Source organism: Companilactobacillus zhachilii, from assembly GCF_003606365.2.
GTDB lineage: Bacteria > Bacillota > Bacilli > Lactobacillales > Lactobacillaceae > Companilactobacillus > Companilactobacillus zhachilii.
Map to the genome: position 1 here is coordinate 2239729 of NZ_CP031933.2, position 20978 is coordinate 2260706.

The 20978-nt window shown below is 36.4% G+C and carries 16 protein-coding genes; 3 read left to right on the forward strand and 13 right to left on the reverse strand.

Going from position 1 to position 20978, the window contains the following annotated elements; translation table 11 throughout:
- Positions 1-437: 437 nt before the first annotated feature.
- The 5 genes from abc-f to D1B17_RS10415 all read right to left on the reverse strand — a co-directional run bounded on the left by abc-f (position 438) and on the right by D1B17_RS10415 (position 6418).
- Positions 438-1931, reverse strand: coding sequence for a ribosomal protection-like ABC-F family protein (gene abc-f / locus D1B17_RS10395; RefSeq protein WP_120141800.1), 1494 nt, complete (start codon positions 1929-1931; stop codon positions 438-440).
- Positions 1932-2172: 241 nt separating this feature from the next.
- Positions 2173-3453 (reverse strand): UDP-N-acetylglucosamine 1-carboxyvinyltransferase, encoded by a 1281-nt coding sequence (locus tag D1B17_RS10400; RefSeq protein WP_120141799.1) that lies wholly within the window; start codon positions 3451-3453, stop codon positions 2173-2175.
- Positions 3454-3493: 40 nt separating this feature from the next.
- Positions 3494-5107, reverse strand: a complete 1614-nt coding sequence (locus D1B17_RS10405; protein ID WP_120141798.1) for a CTP synthase — start codon at positions 5105-5107, stop codon at positions 3494-3496.
- 164 nt (positions 5108-5271) lie between these two features.
- A complete protein-coding gene (rpoE, locus tag D1B17_RS10410; protein ID WP_120141797.1) occupies positions 5272-5931 on the reverse strand; it encodes a DNA-directed RNA polymerase subunit delta in 660 nt (219 codons plus the stop codon).
- Between the two features lie 46 nt (positions 5932-5977).
- On the reverse strand, positions 5978-6418 hold the full coding sequence (locus D1B17_RS10415; RefSeq protein ID WP_120141796.1) for a YwiB family protein: 441 nt from the start codon (positions 6416-6418) through the stop codon (positions 5978-5980).
- 681 nt (positions 6419-7099) lie between these two features.
- Here D1B17_RS10415 and D1B17_RS10420 point away from each other — a divergent pair.
- From D1B17_RS10420 to D1B17_RS10430, 3 genes are all read left to right on the forward strand, one after another.
- Complete coding sequence (locus D1B17_RS10420; protein WP_137432126.1) at positions 7100-7861, forward strand: lipoate--protein ligase family protein; 762 nt, start codon at positions 7100-7102, stop codon at positions 7859-7861.
- Complete coding sequence (locus D1B17_RS10425) at positions 7861-9204, forward strand: HD domain-containing protein (protein ID WP_120141794.1); 1344 nt, start codon at positions 7861-7863, stop codon at positions 9202-9204. The genes D1B17_RS10420 and D1B17_RS10425 overlap by 1 nt, the downstream gene beginning before the upstream one ends.
- A 403-nt stretch (positions 9205-9607) precedes the next feature.
- Positions 9608-11302, forward strand: a complete 1695-nt coding sequence (locus D1B17_RS10430) for a glycerol-3-phosphate dehydrogenase/oxidase (protein ID WP_120141793.1) — start codon at positions 9608-9610, stop codon at positions 11300-11302.
- A 69-nt stretch (positions 11303-11371) separates the two neighbouring features.
- Here the strand turns inward: D1B17_RS10430 and D1B17_RS10435 are convergent, their stop codons facing one another.
- The 8 genes from D1B17_RS10435 to rnmV form a co-directional block, all read right to left on the reverse strand.
- Positions 11372-13690, reverse strand: a complete 2319-nt coding sequence (locus tag D1B17_RS10435; protein WP_137432127.1) for an L-type lectin family protein — start codon at positions 13688-13690, stop codon at positions 11372-11374.
- A 383-nt stretch (positions 13691-14073) separates the two neighbouring features.
- Positions 14074-14484: a large conductance mechanosensitive channel protein MscL gene (mscL, locus tag D1B17_RS10440; RefSeq protein WP_120141791.1), complete on the reverse strand. Its 411-nt coding sequence runs from the start codon at positions 14482-14484 to the stop codon at positions 14074-14076.
- Between the two features lie 629 nt (positions 14485-15113).
- A complete protein-coding gene (locus tag D1B17_RS10445) occupies positions 15114-16097 on the reverse strand; it encodes a ribose-phosphate diphosphokinase (RefSeq protein WP_120141790.1) in 984 nt (327 codons plus the stop codon).
- Between the two features lie 14 nt (positions 16098-16111).
- Entirely contained in the window at positions 16112-17500 is a 1389-nt protein-coding gene (gene glmU, locus D1B17_RS10450) for a bifunctional UDP-N-acetylglucosamine diphosphorylase/glucosamine-1-phosphate N-acetyltransferase GlmU (protein ID WP_120141789.1), read from the reverse strand.
- A 74-nt stretch (positions 17501-17574) separates the two neighbouring features.
- Entirely contained in the window at positions 17575-18417 is an 843-nt protein-coding gene (gene purR, locus D1B17_RS10455; RefSeq protein WP_120141788.1) for a pur operon repressor, read from the reverse strand.
- A gap of 746 nt (positions 18418-19163) precedes the next feature.
- Positions 19164-19451: a Veg family protein gene (locus D1B17_RS10460; protein ID WP_120141787.1), complete on the reverse strand. Its 288-nt coding sequence runs from the start codon at positions 19449-19451 to the stop codon at positions 19164-19166.
- 75 nt (positions 19452-19526) lie between these two features.
- Positions 19527-20408 carry a 16S rRNA (adenine(1518)-N(6)/adenine(1519)-N(6))-dimethyltransferase RsmA gene (rsmA, locus tag D1B17_RS10465; protein ID WP_120141786.1) on the reverse strand — a complete coding sequence of 294 codons (882 nt, stop codon included), beginning with the start codon at positions 20406-20408 and terminating at the stop codon, positions 19527-19529.
- Positions 20395-20976 (reverse strand): ribonuclease M5, encoded by a 582-nt coding sequence (gene rnmV, locus D1B17_RS10470; protein WP_120141785.1) that lies wholly within the window; start codon positions 20974-20976, stop codon positions 20395-20397. Before rnmV ends, rsmA begins: the two co-directional genes overlap by 14 nt.
- Positions 20977-20978 lie beyond the last annotated feature (2 nt).

Sequence of the window (20978 nt, forward strand, 5' to 3'; positions counted from 1 at the left end):
ACGGAAATATAGATTATATTAACTAACAGTGTTTAATATTATCATGACTTGTGCAATTATTCAACACCATTATAAAAATGCCGTTTCAGGCGGGGAGATTTTTGCCTGCTGTGGGACCGCCTGGAGCCAAGGTCTCCAGGCTCGGTTTTAAACTTCGCCCAAACCGCGAATTTTAAAACACGTCCGTGCTGTAAGAGTAGAAGTTCACTACTCTTACAGCACCTTCACTGCTGGTAAAACTCTCCCCACCTGAAACTAACGTATCTCTAAACTACAAATAAAATAATAATTAAATTTTTTAAAATAAACTATCCGAAAGGAGTAAGAAATTAGGTCACCGTGAAGATAATATTGATGCCTTTGTACTTATAATACAAGACAATTTTTGGCTCAAAATAAAAACGGAAAGCCTTAGTTTTCTTGCTCCTGCAGGCGGCCTACCCTAATTCAATTTTCTTAGTTGCCACTGCTTCTATCAAATCTTGGTCATGGTCAATCAACAACATTGTTGGATGCTGTTTTTTTATGGCATCGATAATTTGTTGTCGCGTAATGACATCAAGATAATTCAATGGTTCATCCCAAAAATATAAATCAGCTGGTTCCGACAAACTAATGGCTAAGGCAACCTTGCGGCGTTGGCCTTGGCTCATTTGCTCGACTGGTTGTTCAAATAAATAACGCTCAAATCCTAGCTTTCGTAAATTTGAATACACCATTTCTGGTTCTATCTTTTTGGCAATTGCTAATTCCTTAATACTACCAACTAGCTCATTGTCTTGACGTAAGTAGGAAATTTTCAAATTATTGGCTACATGAATCTCTCCTGTTTGAGTAAATGGTTGTGGTAATCCCAGAATCTGTTTAAAAATCGTTGTTTTACCAATTCCATTTGGACCTAGAACTGCTACGACGGCATTTCTTTTCACCTTGAAATCAACCAAGGGTGTTTTGATTTCGTCATGTTGCAGTTGTAAGTTATCCACCGTTACCAGAACGTCTGGGTGTTTAACTTCTTCGTAATTCAAAGTAATTGGTTCTTCAATTTCAATATTTTTCAACAAGCTTTGTTTTTCATCAATTGCTTCATTGGCTCGCTTGGTGGCTGTCTTGGCTTTTTTCATCATTTTGGCTGACTTGTGTCCTAAGAAACCTTTGTCCAAATTAACTTTTTCAGTGTAATGCTTTTTATTTTTTTGTGACTCGGATTGATTAGACCAGTTCTCACGTTTCACGGCTGTTTCATGCAAGCGATGAATATCTTTTTTCAACTGATCCTTTTGATTAAGTTCTGATTGATCTTGGCGGTCCTTATTTTCTTGCCATGTATCAAAATTGCCCTTATACACATCAACGTCTGTTCGATTAATTGAAATAACATGGTCAATCACTGGATTCAAAAATGCCTTGTCGTGACTAATGACGATAAAACCTTTCTTATTCTTCAAGTAATCAGAAACAATTTTACGTCCCTCAATATCCAAGTGGTTAGTTGGTTCATCAATCAATTGAAAACCAGATTCATCAATAAACAAGATTGCCAATAAGACTTTTGTTTGTTCACCTGGACTCAAGGTAGCAAACTCTTGTTGCAAAACTTCGGAGTCAACTTGGAGTTTATCCAGTTCGATTTCAATCTTCCAAAGATCATAATCTTCTAAATGTGCCAAACTTTTCACCACTTCAACAGTTGGAACATTTTTATCAACAACGGTTTGTGGATAATAATAAAAATTCAAATTAGAAACAACTTTACCTTGGTAATCTAGTTTTCCCAGCAATAATTTAAGTAACGTCGTCTTGCCACGGCCATTTCGACCAATTAAACCTAGCTTCCATGACTCATCAATTTTCAAATTCAAAGAGTCGAATAAGTTATCCACCATCTGATCATATTTGAAGCTTACATTTTCTATTTGTATTGTTCCCATTTAAAAACACCCTCATTCAGGTGTAGATCGATTCAGCTACTATAAATTTTCGTACAAAAAAGGACGCTAAACAGCGTCCTTAATTATTTTAAGGAAGCACTGTTGGGAAAATAAGCCAAATCAAACTACACACAATATTTAACATATTTGTATAATTTAAAATTTGAACTTAATTTCTCAACGGCGCACTTCCTCTCTGGTTTTAAACTATAAATAAATTTATCAGGTTAAATCATTTCTGTCAAGACTCAATTAAATCGTCTTCACCAATCAATTTAACATCTGCACCTAAACAATGTAATTTCCAAACAACTTGATCGTAACCGCGCAAGATATTTTCAGCATGGTCAATAACTGTTTGACCTTCAGCCAAAAGTCCGGCAATCATCAAACAGGCACCAGCTCTGATTTCATCAGCACTCACGTTAGCACCTTTCAATTTGGCACCACCATGGACAAAAATCAAATCGTTTTCACTTGTAATATCGGCACCCATCTTCGTCAATTGTGAAATATGTTTTACACGCTTGGGATAGATTGTGTCAATAACCATTGCCTCACCGCTCGCTTTCATCAAAAGTGGCGTGATCGGTTGTTGAAGGTCAGTCGCAAAACCTGGATATGGCATTGTCTTGATATTAACGGCTTTCAAATCTGGAGATGGCTTAACATAAATACTATCTTCACCAACTTCCAAATTAACGCCCATTTCATCTAATTTAGCTAAAAAGGCATCTAAATGTTCACTAATGATATTTTTAACTAAAATATCTCCGCCGTTAGCAGCAGCTAAACTCAAATAAGTTCCGGCTTCAATTCGGTCAGGAATAATTGTATGTGCATTGTTAGAACGAAGCGTATCAACACCTTCGATACGAATCGTTTCCGTACCAACACCACGAATAACCGCACCCATGTTGTTTAAGAATGTTGCTAAATCAATAATTTCTGGTTCTTTAGCCGCATTTTCAATCACAGTTGTCCCCTTAGCCTTAACAGCTGCCAAGATAACGTTGATTGTTGCACCAACAGAAACCATATCTAAAAAGATTTTTGCTCCCTTGAGGCCTTCTTCAGGAGTGGTAATAATGATTTGCCCATGTTTGTTCTCAACGTGTGCACCTAATGCTTCAAATCCCTTGATATGTTGGTCAATAGGACGTGGTCCAATATCATCACCGCCAGGAAAACCTACGACAGCCTTACCAAAACGACCCAGCATGGCACCCATGAAATAATAAGAAGCACGTAAACTACTTACCTTACCACTAGGTAACTCGGCAAATTGGATTTTGGTCGGATCAATTTGCAATACATCATTATTCATTTCTGAAGTAACGTTCATATCTTTCAAAATAGAACGTAAATTTTTTACATCTCTAATTTGGGGAACAGAATCTAATACTACAGGCGTATCAGATAAAATGGCTGCAGGAATCAACGCTACGGTGCTGTTTTTAGCACCACCAATAGTCACTTCACCCGATAATTTCTTTCCACCGTTGATTACAAGTTTTTGCATAAGCTTTTTCCTAACTATATTTAACTACTTCAAAAGAAGACTACATGTTATCTTCTTCAAGGCCTGAAGCTGCACCGATAAATCCTTTGAACAAGCCTTCTGGTCTAGTAGGTCTTGACAAGAATTCTGGATGGTATTGAGCAGCAACGAAGAACTTGTTTTCAGGAATTTCAATTACTTCGACCAAACGGTTGTCTGGTGAAACACCTGAGAATACTAAGCCAAGATCTTCGAATTGTTTACGATATTCATTGTTAAATTCGTATCTGTGACGATGTCTTTCTTGGATAACTGATTGATTGTCATAAGCAGCAGCTGCTTTTGAACCTTCTTTTAGTTTACATGGATAAGCACCTAAACGTAAAGTACCACCACGATCTTCAACATCTTTCTTATCAGCCATGATGTCGATAACCTTGTTGGCAGCATTTTCATCAACTTCACCAGTTGTAGCATCCTTGATACCAGCTACATTTCTAGCAAATTCGATACTTGCCATTTGCATACCTAAACAAATACCCAAATATGGAACATCATGTTCACGAGCATACTTAATTGTTGTGATCATACCTTCAAGACCACGGCTACCAAAACCACCAGGTACTAGAATACCATCTGAATCTTTGAGGTAATCAGCCACATTGTCTTCAGTAATTAAATCTGCTGAAATTTTTTCTAGTTCTATCTCTGTATTATAAGCATATCCAGCGGCACGTAAAGCTTCCGTAACGGAAATATAGGCATCTTGTAACTTTGTATATTTACCAACTAAAGTGATCTTTGTCTTATGTTTCAAGTTGTGAACACGGTCAACTAGCTTGTTCCAGTTTGCCATGTCAGCTTTCTTTGTATCTAAGTGCAAGTAACGACAAACGATATCATCAAAGTTTTGAGCTTGTAGGTTCAATGGAATATCGTAAAGTGAGCTTGCATCACGTGATTCAATAACTGCTTCAGGATCAACATCACAGAATGAAGCAATCTTGTCTTTCATGTTTTGTGGCATTGGTAATTCAGTTCTAACAACTAAGATGTTAGGTTGGATACCGATTCCACGAAGTTCTTTAACACTGTGTTGTGTTGGCTTTGTCTTCATTTCGCCAGCAGCCTTCAAGTAAGGTACTAGTGATGTATGAATATAAACAACGTTTTCTGAACCAACTTCAGCTTTCATTTGACGTAATGCTTCAAGGTATGGTTGTGATTCGATATCACCAACAGTACCACCAACTTCAGTGATAATAACATCTGAATCAGTTGTTGAAGCAGCACGCATAATTTTTTGTTTGATCATATCTGTAATATGTGGAATTACTTGGACAGTTGCACCGTTGTAATCACCGTGACGTTCGCGACGAATTACTTCAGAATAAATCTTACCTGTTGTAACGTTTGAGTATTTGTTCAAATCGTTATCAATGAATCTTTCATAGTGTCCCAAATCAAGGTCAGTTTCTGTACCATCGTTAGTAACATAAACTTCACCATGTTGATAAGGACTCATTGTTCCTGGATCCACGTTAATATAAGGATCAAATTTTTGCATTGTCACCTTAAGGCCGCGATTCTTTAATAGTCTACCAAGGGATGCGGCAACAATTCCCTTACCTAATGATGAAACAACTCCACCTGTAATAAAAATGTATTTAGTCATATCTTCCTCCACATATTAATTCTAGGGATTTCTTAATCGCAAAAATAAAAAGTCCCCTATTCAACATGAACAGGGAACTTGAATTTGTCTATCCTAATAGAGCCCGAACTATATAATACCGTGATATGTTCGAGTCGTCAAACTTTTAATTCAAAAAATTAAACTTATTTATTGCTGTCTTCGTCGTCATCATCTTCGACGTCGTCATCATCGTCATCATCTTCGTCTGAAAGATCGATATCTTCATCGTCATCATCCGCATCAAATTCTGACAATTGGCCTTCAATACCATCTTCAAGACTATCATCATGTTCATCGTCGTCATCGTCATCAACTGATGTCAAATCTGAGTTAGTGAACTTAGATAAGTCCGGACCATTGTCTGATGAACCATCACTGTCATCGTCATCATCCATATCAGATACACTTAAATCAGTATCATCATCGTAATCGACAACATCGTCATCTTCATCATCGTCACTCAAGAAGGCATTAACCTTTTGAGCAGCTTTATGAGTATTTTCGGTACCATTATCCTCAGGGTGATTTACTTCTTCATCGACTGAATCATATGGATACCACTTACGTAGACCCCAAACATTTTCGCCGAGTGAAAGAAAACTACCGTCATTATTTAAATCTGTATAGAATTGAGGAAGTGATTCCTTAATATCATCATCAGACTTGCCCAAATAATCTTGAATTTCATTAACGATATCTGAGAAGTTCATTACTTCTTTATTGTTGTTGTTTAGAATCTCATAGGCAACCTCAATCAATGAGAGTTCGTCCTTGTTTTGATCCTTGAATTTATCAAACTTCAAACGTGTACACGTCCTTTCGCAGCGTCTTACTTATAATGATATAGACCTAGGCACTAAAAATCAATCTAAACTTATAATTACCTATTACATTATTGTCGTAAATCAAATCATAATCAATGTTTATTTTTCCAGAAAGCGGATTACTTACAATTTCGACCTTGGAATCCTTCGTATATGTGTCTAAAGGTAATACTCCATATTCAGTTTCCAAATGACCAGTATTGTGCTCTTGATGGGTAAAATACAACAATGATGCTAAATTGGTCGACTTAGCAACACGTTTAACATGAATTTCACCTTTTTCCGTAATCTTAACTAGGATTGATGCCTTATCATTATTTTCTAGACTTTCGTTAAATCTTAAATAAATTGAATTTCCGATTTGAGTAAATTTACCCGGTTCAGAAATTTTAGTATGTGTTAATTCTCCCGATTGCAATGTCTCAATATTTAAATCGACATTTATATTAAAACTATTATTTTCCAATACCCTATAGCCTCTACATGATAAAATTATATTAATAAAGTGCCGCCTCCGGGTGTGCTCAACATTAACCTGCCGTGGGGACCGATTCGAGCCAAGGTCTCGAATCTCGCTTTGAAGCCTTGCAAAAACCGCAAGTCTCCAAAGTCGTCCCGTACTGTAAGGACTAAAGTCCTAACAGTACCTGCACGGCTGGTTAATGTTGAGCACACCCTCCGGCTAATTTATTTTTTGTTCCAATTATTCTTAAACTTTGAGTTACAAATTAATAATAATTTTCTATTACTAAAATGTTAACTATTTCAACTGAATAAGATATGCGACAAATAGTAACTTATTTCTGACTAAACTAAAGTTTACAAATTTCAAAATTGTGATTACCTTTGATAAAGAAAACCTAGCTGGAAGAAACAAGAATTTAGGTCGCTGTGAAGGTGGCGTTAGTGCTTCAGCACTTACACCACGGGACGAGTTTTGAAATTCGAGCGATTTTCTCGAAGTTCAAAATCGAGATTCGAGACCGCTTTTTGGCTCGAATCGGTCCCCATAGCGACCTAAATTCTTGTTTCTGGAAGCGGCCTATACAATATATTTAACTTGTAACATTTAGACTAAATTAAAAGAAGTGATTAAGTGAACAACACTATTATATTATACGACCAAAAAATTAGCTCTAACAAAGATATGCTTGTTCCATTTTCAGACACTGGGGCTATTTTAAAATTTGTTTCTGAGAATCATCAACCCGTAATCCACTTTTGGACTACGCCGCCAACGGTTATTTTAGGAATGCAAGACAAGCGATTGCACAATTTATCGGCTGGCCTGCAAATGTTATCTGATAAAGATTATCTTTTCTACTTACGAAACTCTGGCGGTCTGGGAGTTGTGACAGATGCTGGTATTCTCAATTGCACGCTTTTTTTACCTGATAAAGATAACCTTTTAATCGATGATGCTTACGAAAAAATGTATTCTTTATTACGAAAGGCTTTTTCAAATCGGATTGAAACTGGTGAAATCACTCATTCTTACTGTCCCGGAACTTATGATTTGAGCATTGATGGCAAAAAATTTGCTGGTATTTCACAACGACGTGCTGGTAATGCGGTGGCAGTCATGGCCTATATTAGCATTAATGGCAATCAGAAAAAACGTAGTCAATTGATGAAGGATTTTTACGAAATAAGTAATTTTCCCAAACATCAAAAGTTTGACTATCCTGAAATTGACTTGCACGCTATGGAAAATCTAGACTCATTATTGAATCGGAAGCTTTCCATTGATCAAGCTAAGCAGGAAATTATAAACGTTATTTCCACTGAATATCAAATCAATCGCGAAGAGTTTTTCATCATTCAAAATTCATTGCCTTACCAAGAAGCCTATAATACCACCTTAACCGACCTAATTAAACGTAACAAAATTTTATTGGAGGACAAATAATGTCATATAACGTTCAAATGCTACCTCGCGAGAAAGTTTTCCGCGATCCGATTCATAATTACATTCATATTCAACACAAAGTCATTCTCGACTTGATAAATACCAAAGAATTTCAACGTCTTCGTCGGGTTAAGCAATTGGGAACTTCATCTTTTACTTTCCAAGGCGCTGAACATTCACGCTTCACTCACTGCATGGGTGTCTATGAGATAACTCGTCAAATTTGCGATAATTTTCAACGTAACTATCCCACTAAAGCACCTGGAGACGGACTTTGGGATGATAACGAACGTATTGTAGCGCTCTGTGCCGCTCTTTTGCATGATGTTGGCCACGGTGCTTACTCACATACATTTGAACACATCTTTAAAACCGATCATGAAATGTGGACGCAAAGAATCATTACCTCACCTGAAACAGAAATCAATGCCGTCTTACGACAAGTTTCTGATGATTTCCCTGAAAAAGTTGCTGGTGTCATTGCTCACACTTATCCCAATCCACAGGTTGTACAAATGATTTCTAGCCAAGTTGATGCCGATCGAATGGATTACTTGTTACGTGATGCTTACTTCACTGGCACAAAATATGGGATGTTTGATTTAACTAGAATTTTACGGGTAATGCGTCCCTACAAAGGTGGTATTGCTTTTGACAAAGATGGTATGCACGCCGTTGAAGATTATATCGTCAGTCGTTTCCAAATGTATCAACAAGTTTATTTCCACCCCGTTTCTCGTGGTATGGAAGTTGTTTTAACTAAATTATTGCAACGCGCTAAGGACTTATATGAACATAACCACATGAACGGTTTTGAAATGCCAAGTTTATTAATTCCATTCTTCGAAAATAAAGTAACAATTAATGATTATCTATTGCTGGATGACGGCATTTTGAACACCTACTTCACCCTTTGGCAAAGCTACCCCGATGAAATTCTAAAAGATTTAGCTTACCGTTTCTTATCCAGAAAACCATTCAAATCATCTGAATATGATAAAACAACCGAACACATGCTACCCGACCTAGCTGATATCGTAGAAAACGTCGGCTTTGACAAAAACTACTACACAGCCACTAACACTAGCTACGATTTACCATATGATGTTTACAACCCTAATTCCAATAAGAGCCGTACACAGATTGAAATTATGCAAGACGACGGCTCCTTACTAGAATTATCAACCATCAGCCGACTAGTCAATGCCTTAACTGGCCGCATCTTAGGTGATGAACGATTCTATTTCCCTAAATCAATGCTAATCAAACACTCCGACGATATCTTTAGTGAAGATTATGAAAAATTCCAGAAACACATTCATAACGATAAAATCGTGAAGTAAAGACATCAAAAATAAAAATAATTCTCTATCATTCTAAGTAATTAATTTCACATCCACTTATATACACTCAAAAACCCTAGCCAGCGGGGATGGAAACTTTTGGCAGCAGTGCAGGTGTTGTTGGTGCTTTAGCACCTACAACACGGGACGAGTTTTGAAATTCGCGGTTTATGCGAAGTTCAAAATCGAGACTTGAGACCTTGGCTCAAGTCGGTCCCCACCGCAGCCAAAAGTTTTCATCCCCGTTGGTGGCATATTTCAAAGCAAATGATAGAAAACGCTTTCAACTTCTCCATTATTTTATTAAAATAAAACTAACATATTTTGATATCTTTTTTGTGCAATTTTCAGCAGATGAGTTTATGCTTATTTTGCCAGAATGTACGAAATACAGGAGGTTATCATGACAGAATTTTCTAACAAAACTAGATCCGACAATTTACAAAAAATGCAAGATCAAGTCTTAGATTTATTAGTTATCGGTGGTGGGATTACTGGTAGTGGAATTGCCTTAGATGCTCAAACCCGAAATATTCAAACCGGCTTAATTGAAATGCGTGACTTTGCTTCGGGAACTTCGAGTCGTTCAACCAAATTAGTTCACGGTGGATTACGTTATCTCAAACAAGCAGCCATCAAAGAAGTTCACGAAGTCGGTAGTGAACGTGCTCTTGTTTATAACAATGCCCCTCATGTAACAACACCACTTAAAATGATGCTACCCTTTTACGAAGATGGAACTTTCGGTCCTTTCACAACTGCCATTGGCTTAGATGTGTACGACCGCTTGGCACAAGTTAAACGCTCCGAACGTAAATACATGCTGAATGCCCATGACGCCTTGGAACGTGAACCTTATCTTAAAGGTGAAAATATGAAAGGTGCTGGTGTTTACGTTGAATATCGTACCGACGATGCCCGTTTAACACTAGAAGTCTTGAAAAAAGCCAATTCTGAGGGTGCTTTAATTGCTAATTATGTTAAAGCAACTGGTTTACTTTACGACTCTAACAATAAAATTTGTGGTGTTATTTTCAAAAATCTTATCGACGGTTCAACTGGAGAAATCCATGCTAAAAAAGTTATTAACGCCTGTGGACCTTGGGTCGATGAAATTAGACAAATGGATAATTCCGATAAAGGCAAGCACCTTCATTTAACAAAAGGCGTCCATTTAGTTATCGATAGCGATAAATTTCCAATTTCTAATTCAGTCTACTTTGATACCCCATTCCACGACGGTCGTATGATGTTTGCCATCCCTCGTGAAGGCAAAACTTATATCGGAACAACCGACACTACTTGGACAGCAGATCCAAAGGAACCAAATATTACAGCGAACGATGTCACATATATTTTAGCCGCTGCCAATCAAATGTTTGATTTGCCACAATATTTAACACCTGATGATGTTGAAAGTGGTTGGTCTGGTGTTAGACCGTTGATTCAAGAAGAAGGCAAATCACCTTCCGAAATTTCACGAAAAGATGAAATCTTCCAATCAGATACCGACCTCTTATCTATCGCTGGTGGTAAATTAACGGGCTACCGCAAAATGGCTGAAAAAATTGTTAATCGAGTAGCTGAACAATTAGCTGTCGAAACAAATTACGAATATAAAGATACTATCACTCAAGATTTAACCTTATCCGGTGGTGACGTTGGCGGTGACGATGGTTGGATGGAATTCTTTGATAAAGAAGTTCACGAAGGTATCATTAACTACGATTTAGACCGCGAAGACGCTGAAAAATTAGTTCATCGTTATGGTTCTAATGTTTCCAAAGTCTACCAACTATTGCCAGAAACTAAAACCAAAGCTCGCTTGCCAAGAATTGATTGGGCCATGCTAAATTATGGTCTCGAATCAGAAATGGTTGAGCATCCGATTGACTATTTACTTCGTCGTAGCAGTCAAATGTTATTTAATATTAGTCACATGAAGAGTATTAAAACACCCGTTATTGAATATATGAGTAAATACTATGATTGGGACGATGATACCAAACAAGCGATGACTGATGAAGTTAACGAGAAACTGGCACTAACGGATTTAAGTGAAATTAAAAAGAAATACGCTGAATATCAAAAGAAATAAAAACATTTACAAAAAATCACAACATGACTTGAGAGGAATTCTCAAGCTATGTTGTGATTTTTTATTATCTTATGTATTGTTGGATCCAATTCCATCAATCAAAGACCAAGTTATCTTTCCTGTATACGTCCCACTGGTATTATTATTATCATTAACTTTCAAAAACATTCCCAACTTGCTATTCCATTCATTTGTCACATTGATTGTTTGCTTGGAATCAGAATCTTTACTATTAGTGTATATGCCTGTCAAATTTTTCAATGGTAATATTTTCCCCATAATATTTTTGTAAACTATTTCGCCCTTGAATACTTCACCTGTTGGCTTGCCTGACACTTCTTTCTCTAACGGTGAAGCACTTGCCTGCAATGTCCAGCTATTCTTACCAATACGACCATCAACAACTTCAAGCTGCCATTCGCCTTTTCTTGGAACAAGTTGTCCAGCATATCCGCCCTTAACAGTATCAAATGCCACATCTTTACTAACCGTACCAAATTCTAATCCACCACCGATAAATATGTTGATTAAACTAGGAGATGTCCTTTTTCCAAAACTATCTTCTGCATAAATTTTTACGGTATTATTGCCTAAAATCAACTGTGTCTTTAGAATATCTAAATCAAAAAGTGCCTTGTCCGATAAGCTACCACTTAATTTAAAACCTTCGTAGTCCTTGTTATTAACACTGTAATGCACCGTAACATTCGAAGGACTAATATTCTTTCCGCTGGAATATCTAACCGTTCCCTTAATAGGAGTTTTTTCAGGTGTAAGATCCATCGATTTGTAATTTATCGTTCCAGAAGGATCAGTAGTCAACGACATTTCCGGAATCGTGATGGTAAATGGAGGTGTATCATCATCCACAATAAAATTGTCACTAGCAAAATGGGCATGTTGCTTACCAATGTCAATCTGTTCACTTTGATTATTGACCGTAGTGTGTAACTCAATTTTTGCATGATTATTTTCATTAGATAAACTTTTTTGCAATAAATGTTCAACTTTACCATTTTTAAATTCATTACTAGAAATATTTTCTCGATAATCTGGATTATTATCATAAGTTATCGTTCCATTAACAAAAGTGACTTCTTTGGGCAAATTCATTGAAGCTAGAATTTCACTCCACTCCTTAGAACCATTCTTATAATTTAAATCATAAATAAAGTCGAGCTCATCACCAACATTTACTTTATTATCATTTCCAGGAATAGTATTTCCTTTAGTAGTATCTTTTAGACTAACCGATGAATCAGCATTAACAAATGATGGAATAGATTCAAAGACAATCAAATTATTTTCAGAGAACCTACCTGTACTACCAGTAAAGCCCCACCTTAATTTATTACTATCTCCAAGCTTGAAATGACTCATTTTTAACTTTTGTGTCTTGGTAGTATTCGAATTTAACATATTTCCATTAATATCTTTATCATCAAAGATGTATGTCAAACTACTAGTTGAGTGATCAAATTTAACAGTCATATGATGCCACTTAGAATTTGTTAGATTCAAATTATCTTCAAGGTTTTTATGATTCATTTTAAAAAATGCCCTAGTACCTATATTTCCACTTCCGGTACCTAATACATACGTGGCATCATCATTTGGACCATCAAAATCAAAGTCATCATAAGAAGGACCATCAGGATAATCCATACTAATATGTTGTCCCTTGATCTGTTGAATATACTTCATACTTCCATCATCATTTCTCCCAAAAGCCAAATCAGCATCAAATGAAACACCCTTACCGTTAATATCATTTGCCAATGTTAAACGGTTTAAAAACGTATCGAATTCAATTGCAAAACTATTAGGAATTGCTGTTTGAGATATAGGAATATTAAATATAGAATTTGCGTTATCGAAGTCAGCTCCCCAAACTCCCAAAGTCTCACCAGGGGCCGGATTTCCATGAAATCTTGATATTGCCTTAATCCCTCCCCACTTATTCATTGCCAAGGGATTATCCTGCGCATTTTGAAGAACAAAAGCCATTCCGTCACCAACTTCTAATGGCTTACTTTGATCTATCGGTCTTCCAAAATATAACCACATTGACATCGACTGGTCTTGGGAAATATCCAAAAAATTAGATTTATCTATATTACTCCAAATAGACCCCAATTGATTAAACCCGTGAGTTACTCTTAATATACCGGTTTTATCAGTCGTACCTTTTCTGATAACCTTTGAGGAGTTCATATTTTCACTTGAACCTTCGTTAGAAAAATCCCCTCTCAAAAAAGTTGGATCCGAAATATCCAATCCTCTAGGTGCGCTATTAATAGCATTTTTCAAATCTTCAGGATCCGCTGCTTCTTCATCAACCTTAGAAACGTATTCGACATCCGCATATACTTCATTAGTATTTAGCATTAATTCATATACAAAGATTAACTCAAAAAATATTAAAATTATAAGTAGTTTTTTATAAGTTTTTTTATCGGAAACCATAGACACGGCCTTCTTTAGTTTTTTTATTGTCAGCTTTATATACATATTGTATCAAAAGAATGACGATAAAAATCATAAACTTGATTTTATTTTTTTAAAAAATGAGTTATTTTTACTTGTGATTATTAATCCACCAAAGTACTTTTAAAATGTAATTAATTGAAAACCAAATAGGCCAATCCCTTTGCGTAAACGCATGCGCGAGGATTGACCTATTTTTATAATTTAAAATTGCTTTTATTCAACAACAAACTTAGTTCAAAAAAACTGAACTTATAAAATTGATCCAATATTAAAACAATAAATTAATATCGGTTGTTATGGTCGTTTCTTTGTTGATAACGTAATAAATCACGGATTTGTTGTAAGTATTCAGTTTGTGGGTCAGGTATTTCTTCACCATTTTTATCAAACTTACTACGTGAACCGTCACGGCGCATTCTGTTCATCATCTTAACAATCATAAAGACCACAAACATAATGATTAGAAAATTGATCAAAGCATTAATCATGTCACCGATTAAGAAATTAGCACCTAAAACTTGAAATTTCATATCTGATAGATCAATTTGTCCAATGATAAGTCCGATTAGCGGATTCAAAAGGTATGTAGTAATCGCTGATACTAAGTTATTAAAAGCAGCACCAACGATAACACCGACAGCTAAGTCAACAACAGTACCACGGGAAATAAATTCTTGGAATTCCTTAAACATCCTCGCCAAATCTCCTTCATTGATATTACCTTTTTTCAAAGTACAAACTTCACTTTACTATATTTTGAAAAAAATTAAAGTGGCATGATTAATTTTTATTTAAATTTTAATTGGTTTGAAATGTGCCGTCTCCGGGAGGAAGAAATTTAAGCCACTGTGGGGACCGGCTCGAGCCAAGGTCTCGACCCTCGATTTTGAACTTTGAGAAAACCACTCAAATTTCAAAACTCGTCCCGTGGTGTAAGCACTAAAGTGCTAACGCCACCTTCACAGCGGCTTAAATTTCTTTCCCCCTCCGACTAGTTTATTAATTATTTTTGACCTAAATATGCAGCATAAACGTGGAACAAAACATAGTTTTTTCTGCTTAAAACAAATGACGCCAGTAACCCAAAATCGGATTGCTGGCGTCATTTGCCTTAATGCTCGAAAGCTGAACATATTTCGTTCCACTCTCATTTTTAAATAATGTCATTTTAGAACCATAGTTTTGGCATTGGCTCTGAAACGGGTTACGGACGACTGAACCACAAATTTTTCTACACTTCCCAAATCATCCGCAAAGTACGCGGGTAATTCGTGAAGCTAGGAAAACTTTCTGGTTCAAAACGTCGTCCTCCACCCTCTTTTTATTTAAGGTTCTTTCTTTCAAAACGTGTGTTGAACAATGGACTAACTGGTTCGTTATCATGAACACGTTTGATTGCTTCACCGATAAGTGGTCCAACTGAAACTTGAACCATTTTATCAATAATCTTTTCCTTAGGGAGATTGATTGAATCTGTAACAACCAATGTCTTGATTGGTGAAGCTGAAATCCTTTCAATAGCTGGGCCTGAAAGAATTGGGTGTGTACAACATGCGTAAACTTCAGTTGCACCAGCATCGATAAGTGCTTGTGATGCAAGTGAAATTGTACCAGCAGTATCAATCATATCATCGATAATGATGGCACGTTTGCCTTTAACATTACCAATAATGTTCATAACTTCGGCCACATTAGCACGAGGTCTACGTTTATCAATAATAGCAATTGGTGTCTTCAAGAATTCAGCCAATTTTCTAGCACGTGTAACACCACCATGATCAGGTGATACAACAACGGCATCTTCTTCTAGGTGATTTGTTAGGAAGTAATCAGCTAATAGAGGTGCACCCATCAAATGGTCAACTGGAATGTCAAAGAATCCTTGAATTTGTGCAGCATGGAGATCAAGTGCAAGCACACGATCAACACCGGCACGTTCTAGCATATTAGCAACTAATTTAGCTGTAATAGGTTCACGTGAACGTGACTTACGATCTTGTCTAGCATATCCATAATATGGAATCACAACATTAATAACTGAAGCTGATGCACGTCTAAGTGCGTCAACCATGATCAATAGTTCCATCAAGTTATCATTAACTGGAGCTGAAGTTGATTGAATCAAGAATACTTCTGAACCACGAATACTTTCATCAATATTAATTTGGATTTCACCATCACTAAAACGTGTAACTGATGACTTTCCTAGTGGTACACCAACCTCTTTAGCAATTTTTTCTGCCAAAGGCTTGTTTGAGTTCAATGCAAAAATCTTCATTGGTCGTTCGTTATTTTGACATGACATTTAATTATTCACCCTTATTTCCATTCTTCACTTTTTGATAGTGGTAATCTATCCCAAAAATCTTCTTTATTTGTTTGTCTTTGACGTGCAATAGCCATTGCATGTTTAGGAATATCATTAGTAATTGTAGAACCTGCAGCGATAAATGAATGATCAGCCATTTCAACTGGGGCAACAATATTTGAGTTGCTACCAATGAATGAATGGTCACCAATATTACTATGCCACTTCTTGACACCGTCATAATTTACAAAGACGACACCACAGCCAACATTAATATCAGTTCCAAGTGTAGCGTCACCAACATATGTTAAGTGTCCTACCTTAGTTCTGTCACCAATTTTAGCATTTTTAATTTCACAGAAATTACCAATATGAACATCGCGGCCAATTTCAGCTTTTGGTCTAAGATGTGAGTTAGGGCCAATGTTACTACCCTTGTGCATAATGGCACTTTCAATCGTTGAGCTAATTACTTCAACGTTATCTTGAATCTCTGAATCAGAAATTCTTGAACCTGAACCAATAACACATTCTGAACCAATCTTTGTTTGGCCAAAAATCTTTACGTTTGGTTCGATAACTGTATCGTTACCAATTTCAACATCGACATCAATATAAGTATTGTCAGGGTCGACAATTGTAACACCATCACGCATATGTGCTTCATTGATTCTTCTTTGCATGATTTTTTCAGCTTTAGCCAAAGCTACACGGTCATTAACACCTAATGATTCAGAAAGGTCAGCCATTTGATATGCAGAAACCTTCTTACCTTGTTGCTTAAGCAATGAAATTACATCTGGCAAATAATATTCACCTTGAGCATTATCATTCTTAACTTTGTGCAAGTTTTCGAACAATAACTTGTTGTCAAAGCAAATTACACCAGTATTAATTTCTTGAATTTCTTGTTCACTTCTTGAGGCATCTTTTTGTTCAACAATCTTTTCAACATTACCATTACCGTCACGGACAATACGACCGTAACCAAATGGATCATCAGCATGAGCCGTCAAAATAGTGGCAGCAGCGCCCTCTTTTTCATGAAAATCAAACAATTTTTCAAATGTATCAGCAGTAAACAATGGTGTATCACCAGTCGCAACTAGTGTAATACCCTCTTTGTCACCTAAATCTTTTTCAGTTTGTAAAACAGCATGTCCTGTACCTAATTGTTCAGATTGCAAAGCATACTTTGTTCTATCGCCTAGCAATTCCTCAACTTTATCAGCACCATTACCAATAACTGTTTCGATCATATCCGGTTGGATTTTTTCTACTTGAGTTAAAACATGGTCGACCATAGCTCTACCAGCAACAGGATGTAATACCTTGTACAATCTAGACTTCATTCTTGTGCCTTTTCCAGCAGCAAGAATTATTACATAACGATTCGACATCAGAAACTCCCTTCAGTCATTCAAATATCCTTATATATAATAGCATTATTATATATGACTGCTCAATCAAGAATTTATTCAAAATAACTGAAATCGGTATTAGCTAAATAATTCCCTGGTTCAACGTTTAAAATTTTATTTTGTGTATCGATTTTAGTTACTTTAAAAATTGATGTAATCTCTGCATCACTAAATTGACTGTGCATATTAATGTTTTCCGCAAAGACCGTTGCACCAACAAAGATAGCGTTAAATTCAGAAATCAAACTACGCAATCCATTGATAGTACCGCCGCCTTTCATAAAGTCATCCACAACTAATACACGTGAACCCTCATCAAGACTACGTTTTGAAAGCTCCATCTTTTCAACTCGATCAGACGAACCTGATGCATAGTTAACACTGATAGTTGAGCCTTCAGTAATCTTAGAATCACGACGAACAATCACAAACGGAATGTTCAAGAAATTGGCAACACTTTGAGCAATTGGTATACCCTTAGTTGCCACCGTCATAACGACATCAATTGAACTTTGAGAATATTGAGTAGCAATCATTCGACCAACCGTTCTCAATAATTCAGGATCAGCCAATAAATCAGTTAAATACAAATAGCCACCTGGTAAAATTCGATTAAGTTCTACAAGGCGTTTTGAAGTACTTTCAACAAATTCAGTAGCTTCTTTCTTAGAAATTCCCGGTGTAAAAATCACACCACCACCAGCTCCAGGCAAAGTTTCAAGAACTCCAATCCCCCGAATCATGAAAGTTCTACGCAAAATACCTAAATCCTCAGAAATTGATGACTTAGCTGATTCATAACGATCAGCAAAAAATGCCAAAGAAATCAGTGTATGTGGTCGTTCCAGTAAATAGCGAGTCATGTCAATTAATCGTTCGCTTCTTCGTGTTTTCATCTTTTTTTCTCCTAAAAACATATCTTCCTACAAGATTATAAAGCAAAACAATGAACAATTCATGTTTTTTTAGCAGGAAACTCAGCGATTCCGTTAACTTTCAAATATGATGACCAAAATTTTCTGCTCTTTCCGGCTAGTTCATTGTTTGTTTTTGAATCAATATTAAAGCATTATTTTCCCATCAATGACTAGAATTATAGGGTATAGAGCATGTCCTTAATCTTTTGACTTTAAAAATTATTTCAATTACATAATCCAAAAATCAACTAGCACCACGAGTACCTAGATTGATTTTAAACTTAATCACCAATAAGAATAAATCCCATATCCGAACAATCAACCCAATCGAACACACGACTAAGGCACTCTATACCTAGCCATTTTTTCTCATAACGATTATCCTAAAGTTCATTTGAAATCTTTAACTCTATTCTTTAAATATTCCAATAAACCAGATACAAAAACTACCCCAAAAAACATTACTTATTCAAATACCCTAGCCAGCAGTTGCGAGAAATTCAGGCAGCCGTGAAAGTGGCGTTATGGCTTTAGCCATTACACCACGGGACGAGTTTTGAAATTTGAGCGAACTTCTCAAAGTTCAAAATCGAGGTCTGAGACCTTGGCTCAGACCGGTCCCCACAGCAGCCTGAATTTCTCGCAACTGCTGGCGGCATCTTTAAAACAACAAAAAAAAGCCTGAACAAGAAATGTTCAGACCATCTAATGAACGCTTATTATAGTTATTCTGCTTCAGCCTCAACGTCTGAGTCTGAATCTAATTCAGCAGGTTCATCGCTATCAAATTGTATATCAATTGATTTTGTTAACAAATCAGCATAGCTGTATGAAACTCTTTCAAAGGAGTTTTCATTTTGATCTAAATCTACGACAAAAACTGAATGGAATGTTTCTGATAAAGTTCCGCGACGGCGGACAACCTTTTTACGACCTGCTTGTGCAACAATCGTCAAATTCTCACCTAAGTGTGAATCTAAACGGCTCTTTATTGTCTTCAATGATGTTGGCATTATAATAATCACTCCTTAGGAGTGAAATTTTACCACGTCTCACTGAAAATTTCAACAAAATAATACAATTGTAATCTAATTTTTGCTAAATTCTAATGCCATTTGTTTAAATTGTTCAATTGAAACCTGCTCACCACGGGCGTTTTCCGCGATACCACATTTTTCAAAAACATTTTTTATTTTTTCACGATTTTCATCCGTACGACCTAACCAATTTAACAAATTGTTCATCAAACTCTTTCGTTTTTGCATGAAAGCTGAACGGACTAATTTATTGAAGAAAACTGGATCTTCAATATCAATTTGGTCCTTTGGCAAGCGATCCAACACTGCAACTGCTGAATCAACTTTCGGTCTAGGAATAAACGATTTACTACCAACGATGCGGTCAATTCTCGCATTCATTTGTGTTTGCACTGCTATGGAAAGTGAACCATATTCACGATGCCCCGGATTAGCCGTGATTCTTTCCGCAACTTCCTTTTGCATCATCAAAACTAATGATTGGAAAGGATAATCGCTATCAATCAAGTTCAACATGATTGGCGTTGTAATGTAGTAAGGCAAGTTAGCAACAACCTTAATTGTCTTACCTTCAAGCTTGTTATCTTTAACGAATTGATCGAGATCAACTTTCAAAATGTCTTGATTGATGACATCAATATTTTGGTAATACTGCAATGTATCTGCCAAAACAGGAATCAAATTATCGTCAATTTCAAAAGCATAAACATGTTCAGCAACTTGAGCTAATTTTTCAGTCAACGCACCGATACCAGGTCCGATTTCAATCGCAATTTCATCAGACTTTAAACCACTGGCATCAACGATGTCGTCCAAAACTTTTTCATTGGTTAAGAAATTTTGTCCTAAACTTTTCTTTGCGCGTAACTTATATTTACGCATAATATCGTTTGTCCGAATAGGATCAGCAATACTTAATCTATTTTGTGTCATGAGTACTTCCCTTATCAAAATTTTTAACCGCAGCTAGTAAATCAGCTGGTGCAACTTGAAACATATTCAATCGATTCAAAAATTGTTTAGCATTCGTATAGCCAATTTTTAATTCCGAGCCGACCGCCAAACGACGTTGTTGTGAATCGGGTTCACCAATTAAACCTAAGTCGACCATATCGGCATGATTATAATCAGCAAAATCAGCCTCGGTGTGGGTGTAAACAGCCGCTAATGCTTCCTTAATGTCAGCGTCTTTAGCATGCTCAATACCCAAACTGCCATCACTGTGCTTGGGAACGGCCTTACTTCTTGGCAAAAAGGCTTGCTTAGCATCGGGAACAGCTTTTTGAATGATTGTTCGCAAACGATTGCCATTAAAATCAGGATCAGTAAAAATTATTACGCCCCGTTTTTGTTGAGCAATTTTTATTTGTTGAATGGTTTCCTCGCTTAAAGCTGAACCAGTCGTTTCCAAAGTATCAATCCCATCATCACCAAAACAATCTTTTAAACGGTTCGTATCGGATTTTCCTTCGACTACAATAATTTCTTTTATTTTTTTCATAA

Bases quoted from the DNA above. Each gene is read 5' to 3' on its own strand.
- D1B17_RS10400 (WP_120141799.1), bottom strand. From the start codon at position 3,453: ATGCAAAAACTTGTAATCAACGGTGGAAAGAAATTATCGGGTGAAGTG.
- rnmV (WP_120141785.1), bottom strand. From the start codon at position 20,976: ATGAAAAAAATAAAAGAAATTATTGTAGTCGAAGGAAAATCCGATACG.
- D1B17_RS10425 (WP_120141794.1), top strand. From the start codon at position 7,861: ATGTCATATAACGTTCAAATGCTACCTCGCGAGAAAGTTTTCCGCGAT.
- D1B17_RS10460 (WP_120141787.1), bottom strand. From the start codon at position 19,451: ATGCCAACATCATTGAAGACAATAAAGAGCCGTTTAGATTCACACTTA.
- D1B17_RS10405 (WP_120141798.1), bottom strand. From the start codon at position 5,107: ATGACTAAATACATTTTTATTACAGGTGGAGTTGTTTCATCATTAGGT.
- D1B17_RS10445 (WP_120141790.1), bottom strand. From the start codon at position 16,097: ATGTCATGTCAAAATAACGAACGACCAATGAAGATTTTTGCATTGAAC.
- rsmA (WP_120141786.1), bottom strand. From the start codon at position 20,408: ATGACACAAAATAGATTAAGTATTGCTGATCCTATTCGGACAAACGAT.
- mscL (WP_120141791.1), bottom strand. From the start codon at position 14,484: ATGTTTAAGGAATTCCAAGAATTTATTTCCCGTGGTACTGTTGTTGAC.
- D1B17_RS10420 (WP_137432126.1), top strand. From the start codon at position 7,100: ATGCTTGTTCCATTTTCAGACACTGGGGCTATTTTAAAATTTGTTTCT.
- glmU (WP_120141789.1), bottom strand. From the start codon at position 17,500: ATGTCGAATCGTTATGTAATAATTCTTGCTGCTGGAAAAGGCACAAGA.
- purR (WP_120141788.1), bottom strand. From the start codon at position 18,417: ATGAAAACACGAAGAAGCGAACGATTAATTGACATGACTCGCTATTTA.
- D1B17_RS10435 (WP_137432127.1), bottom strand. From the start codon at position 13,690: ATGCTAAATACTAATGAAGTATATGCGGATGTCGAATACGTTTCTAAG.
- abc-f (WP_120141800.1), bottom strand. From the start codon at position 1,931: ATGGGAACAATACAAATAGAAAATGTAAGCTTCAAATATGATCAGATG.
- D1B17_RS10430 (WP_120141793.1), top strand. From the start codon at position 9,608: ATGACAGAATTTTCTAACAAAACTAGATCCGACAATTTACAAAAAATG.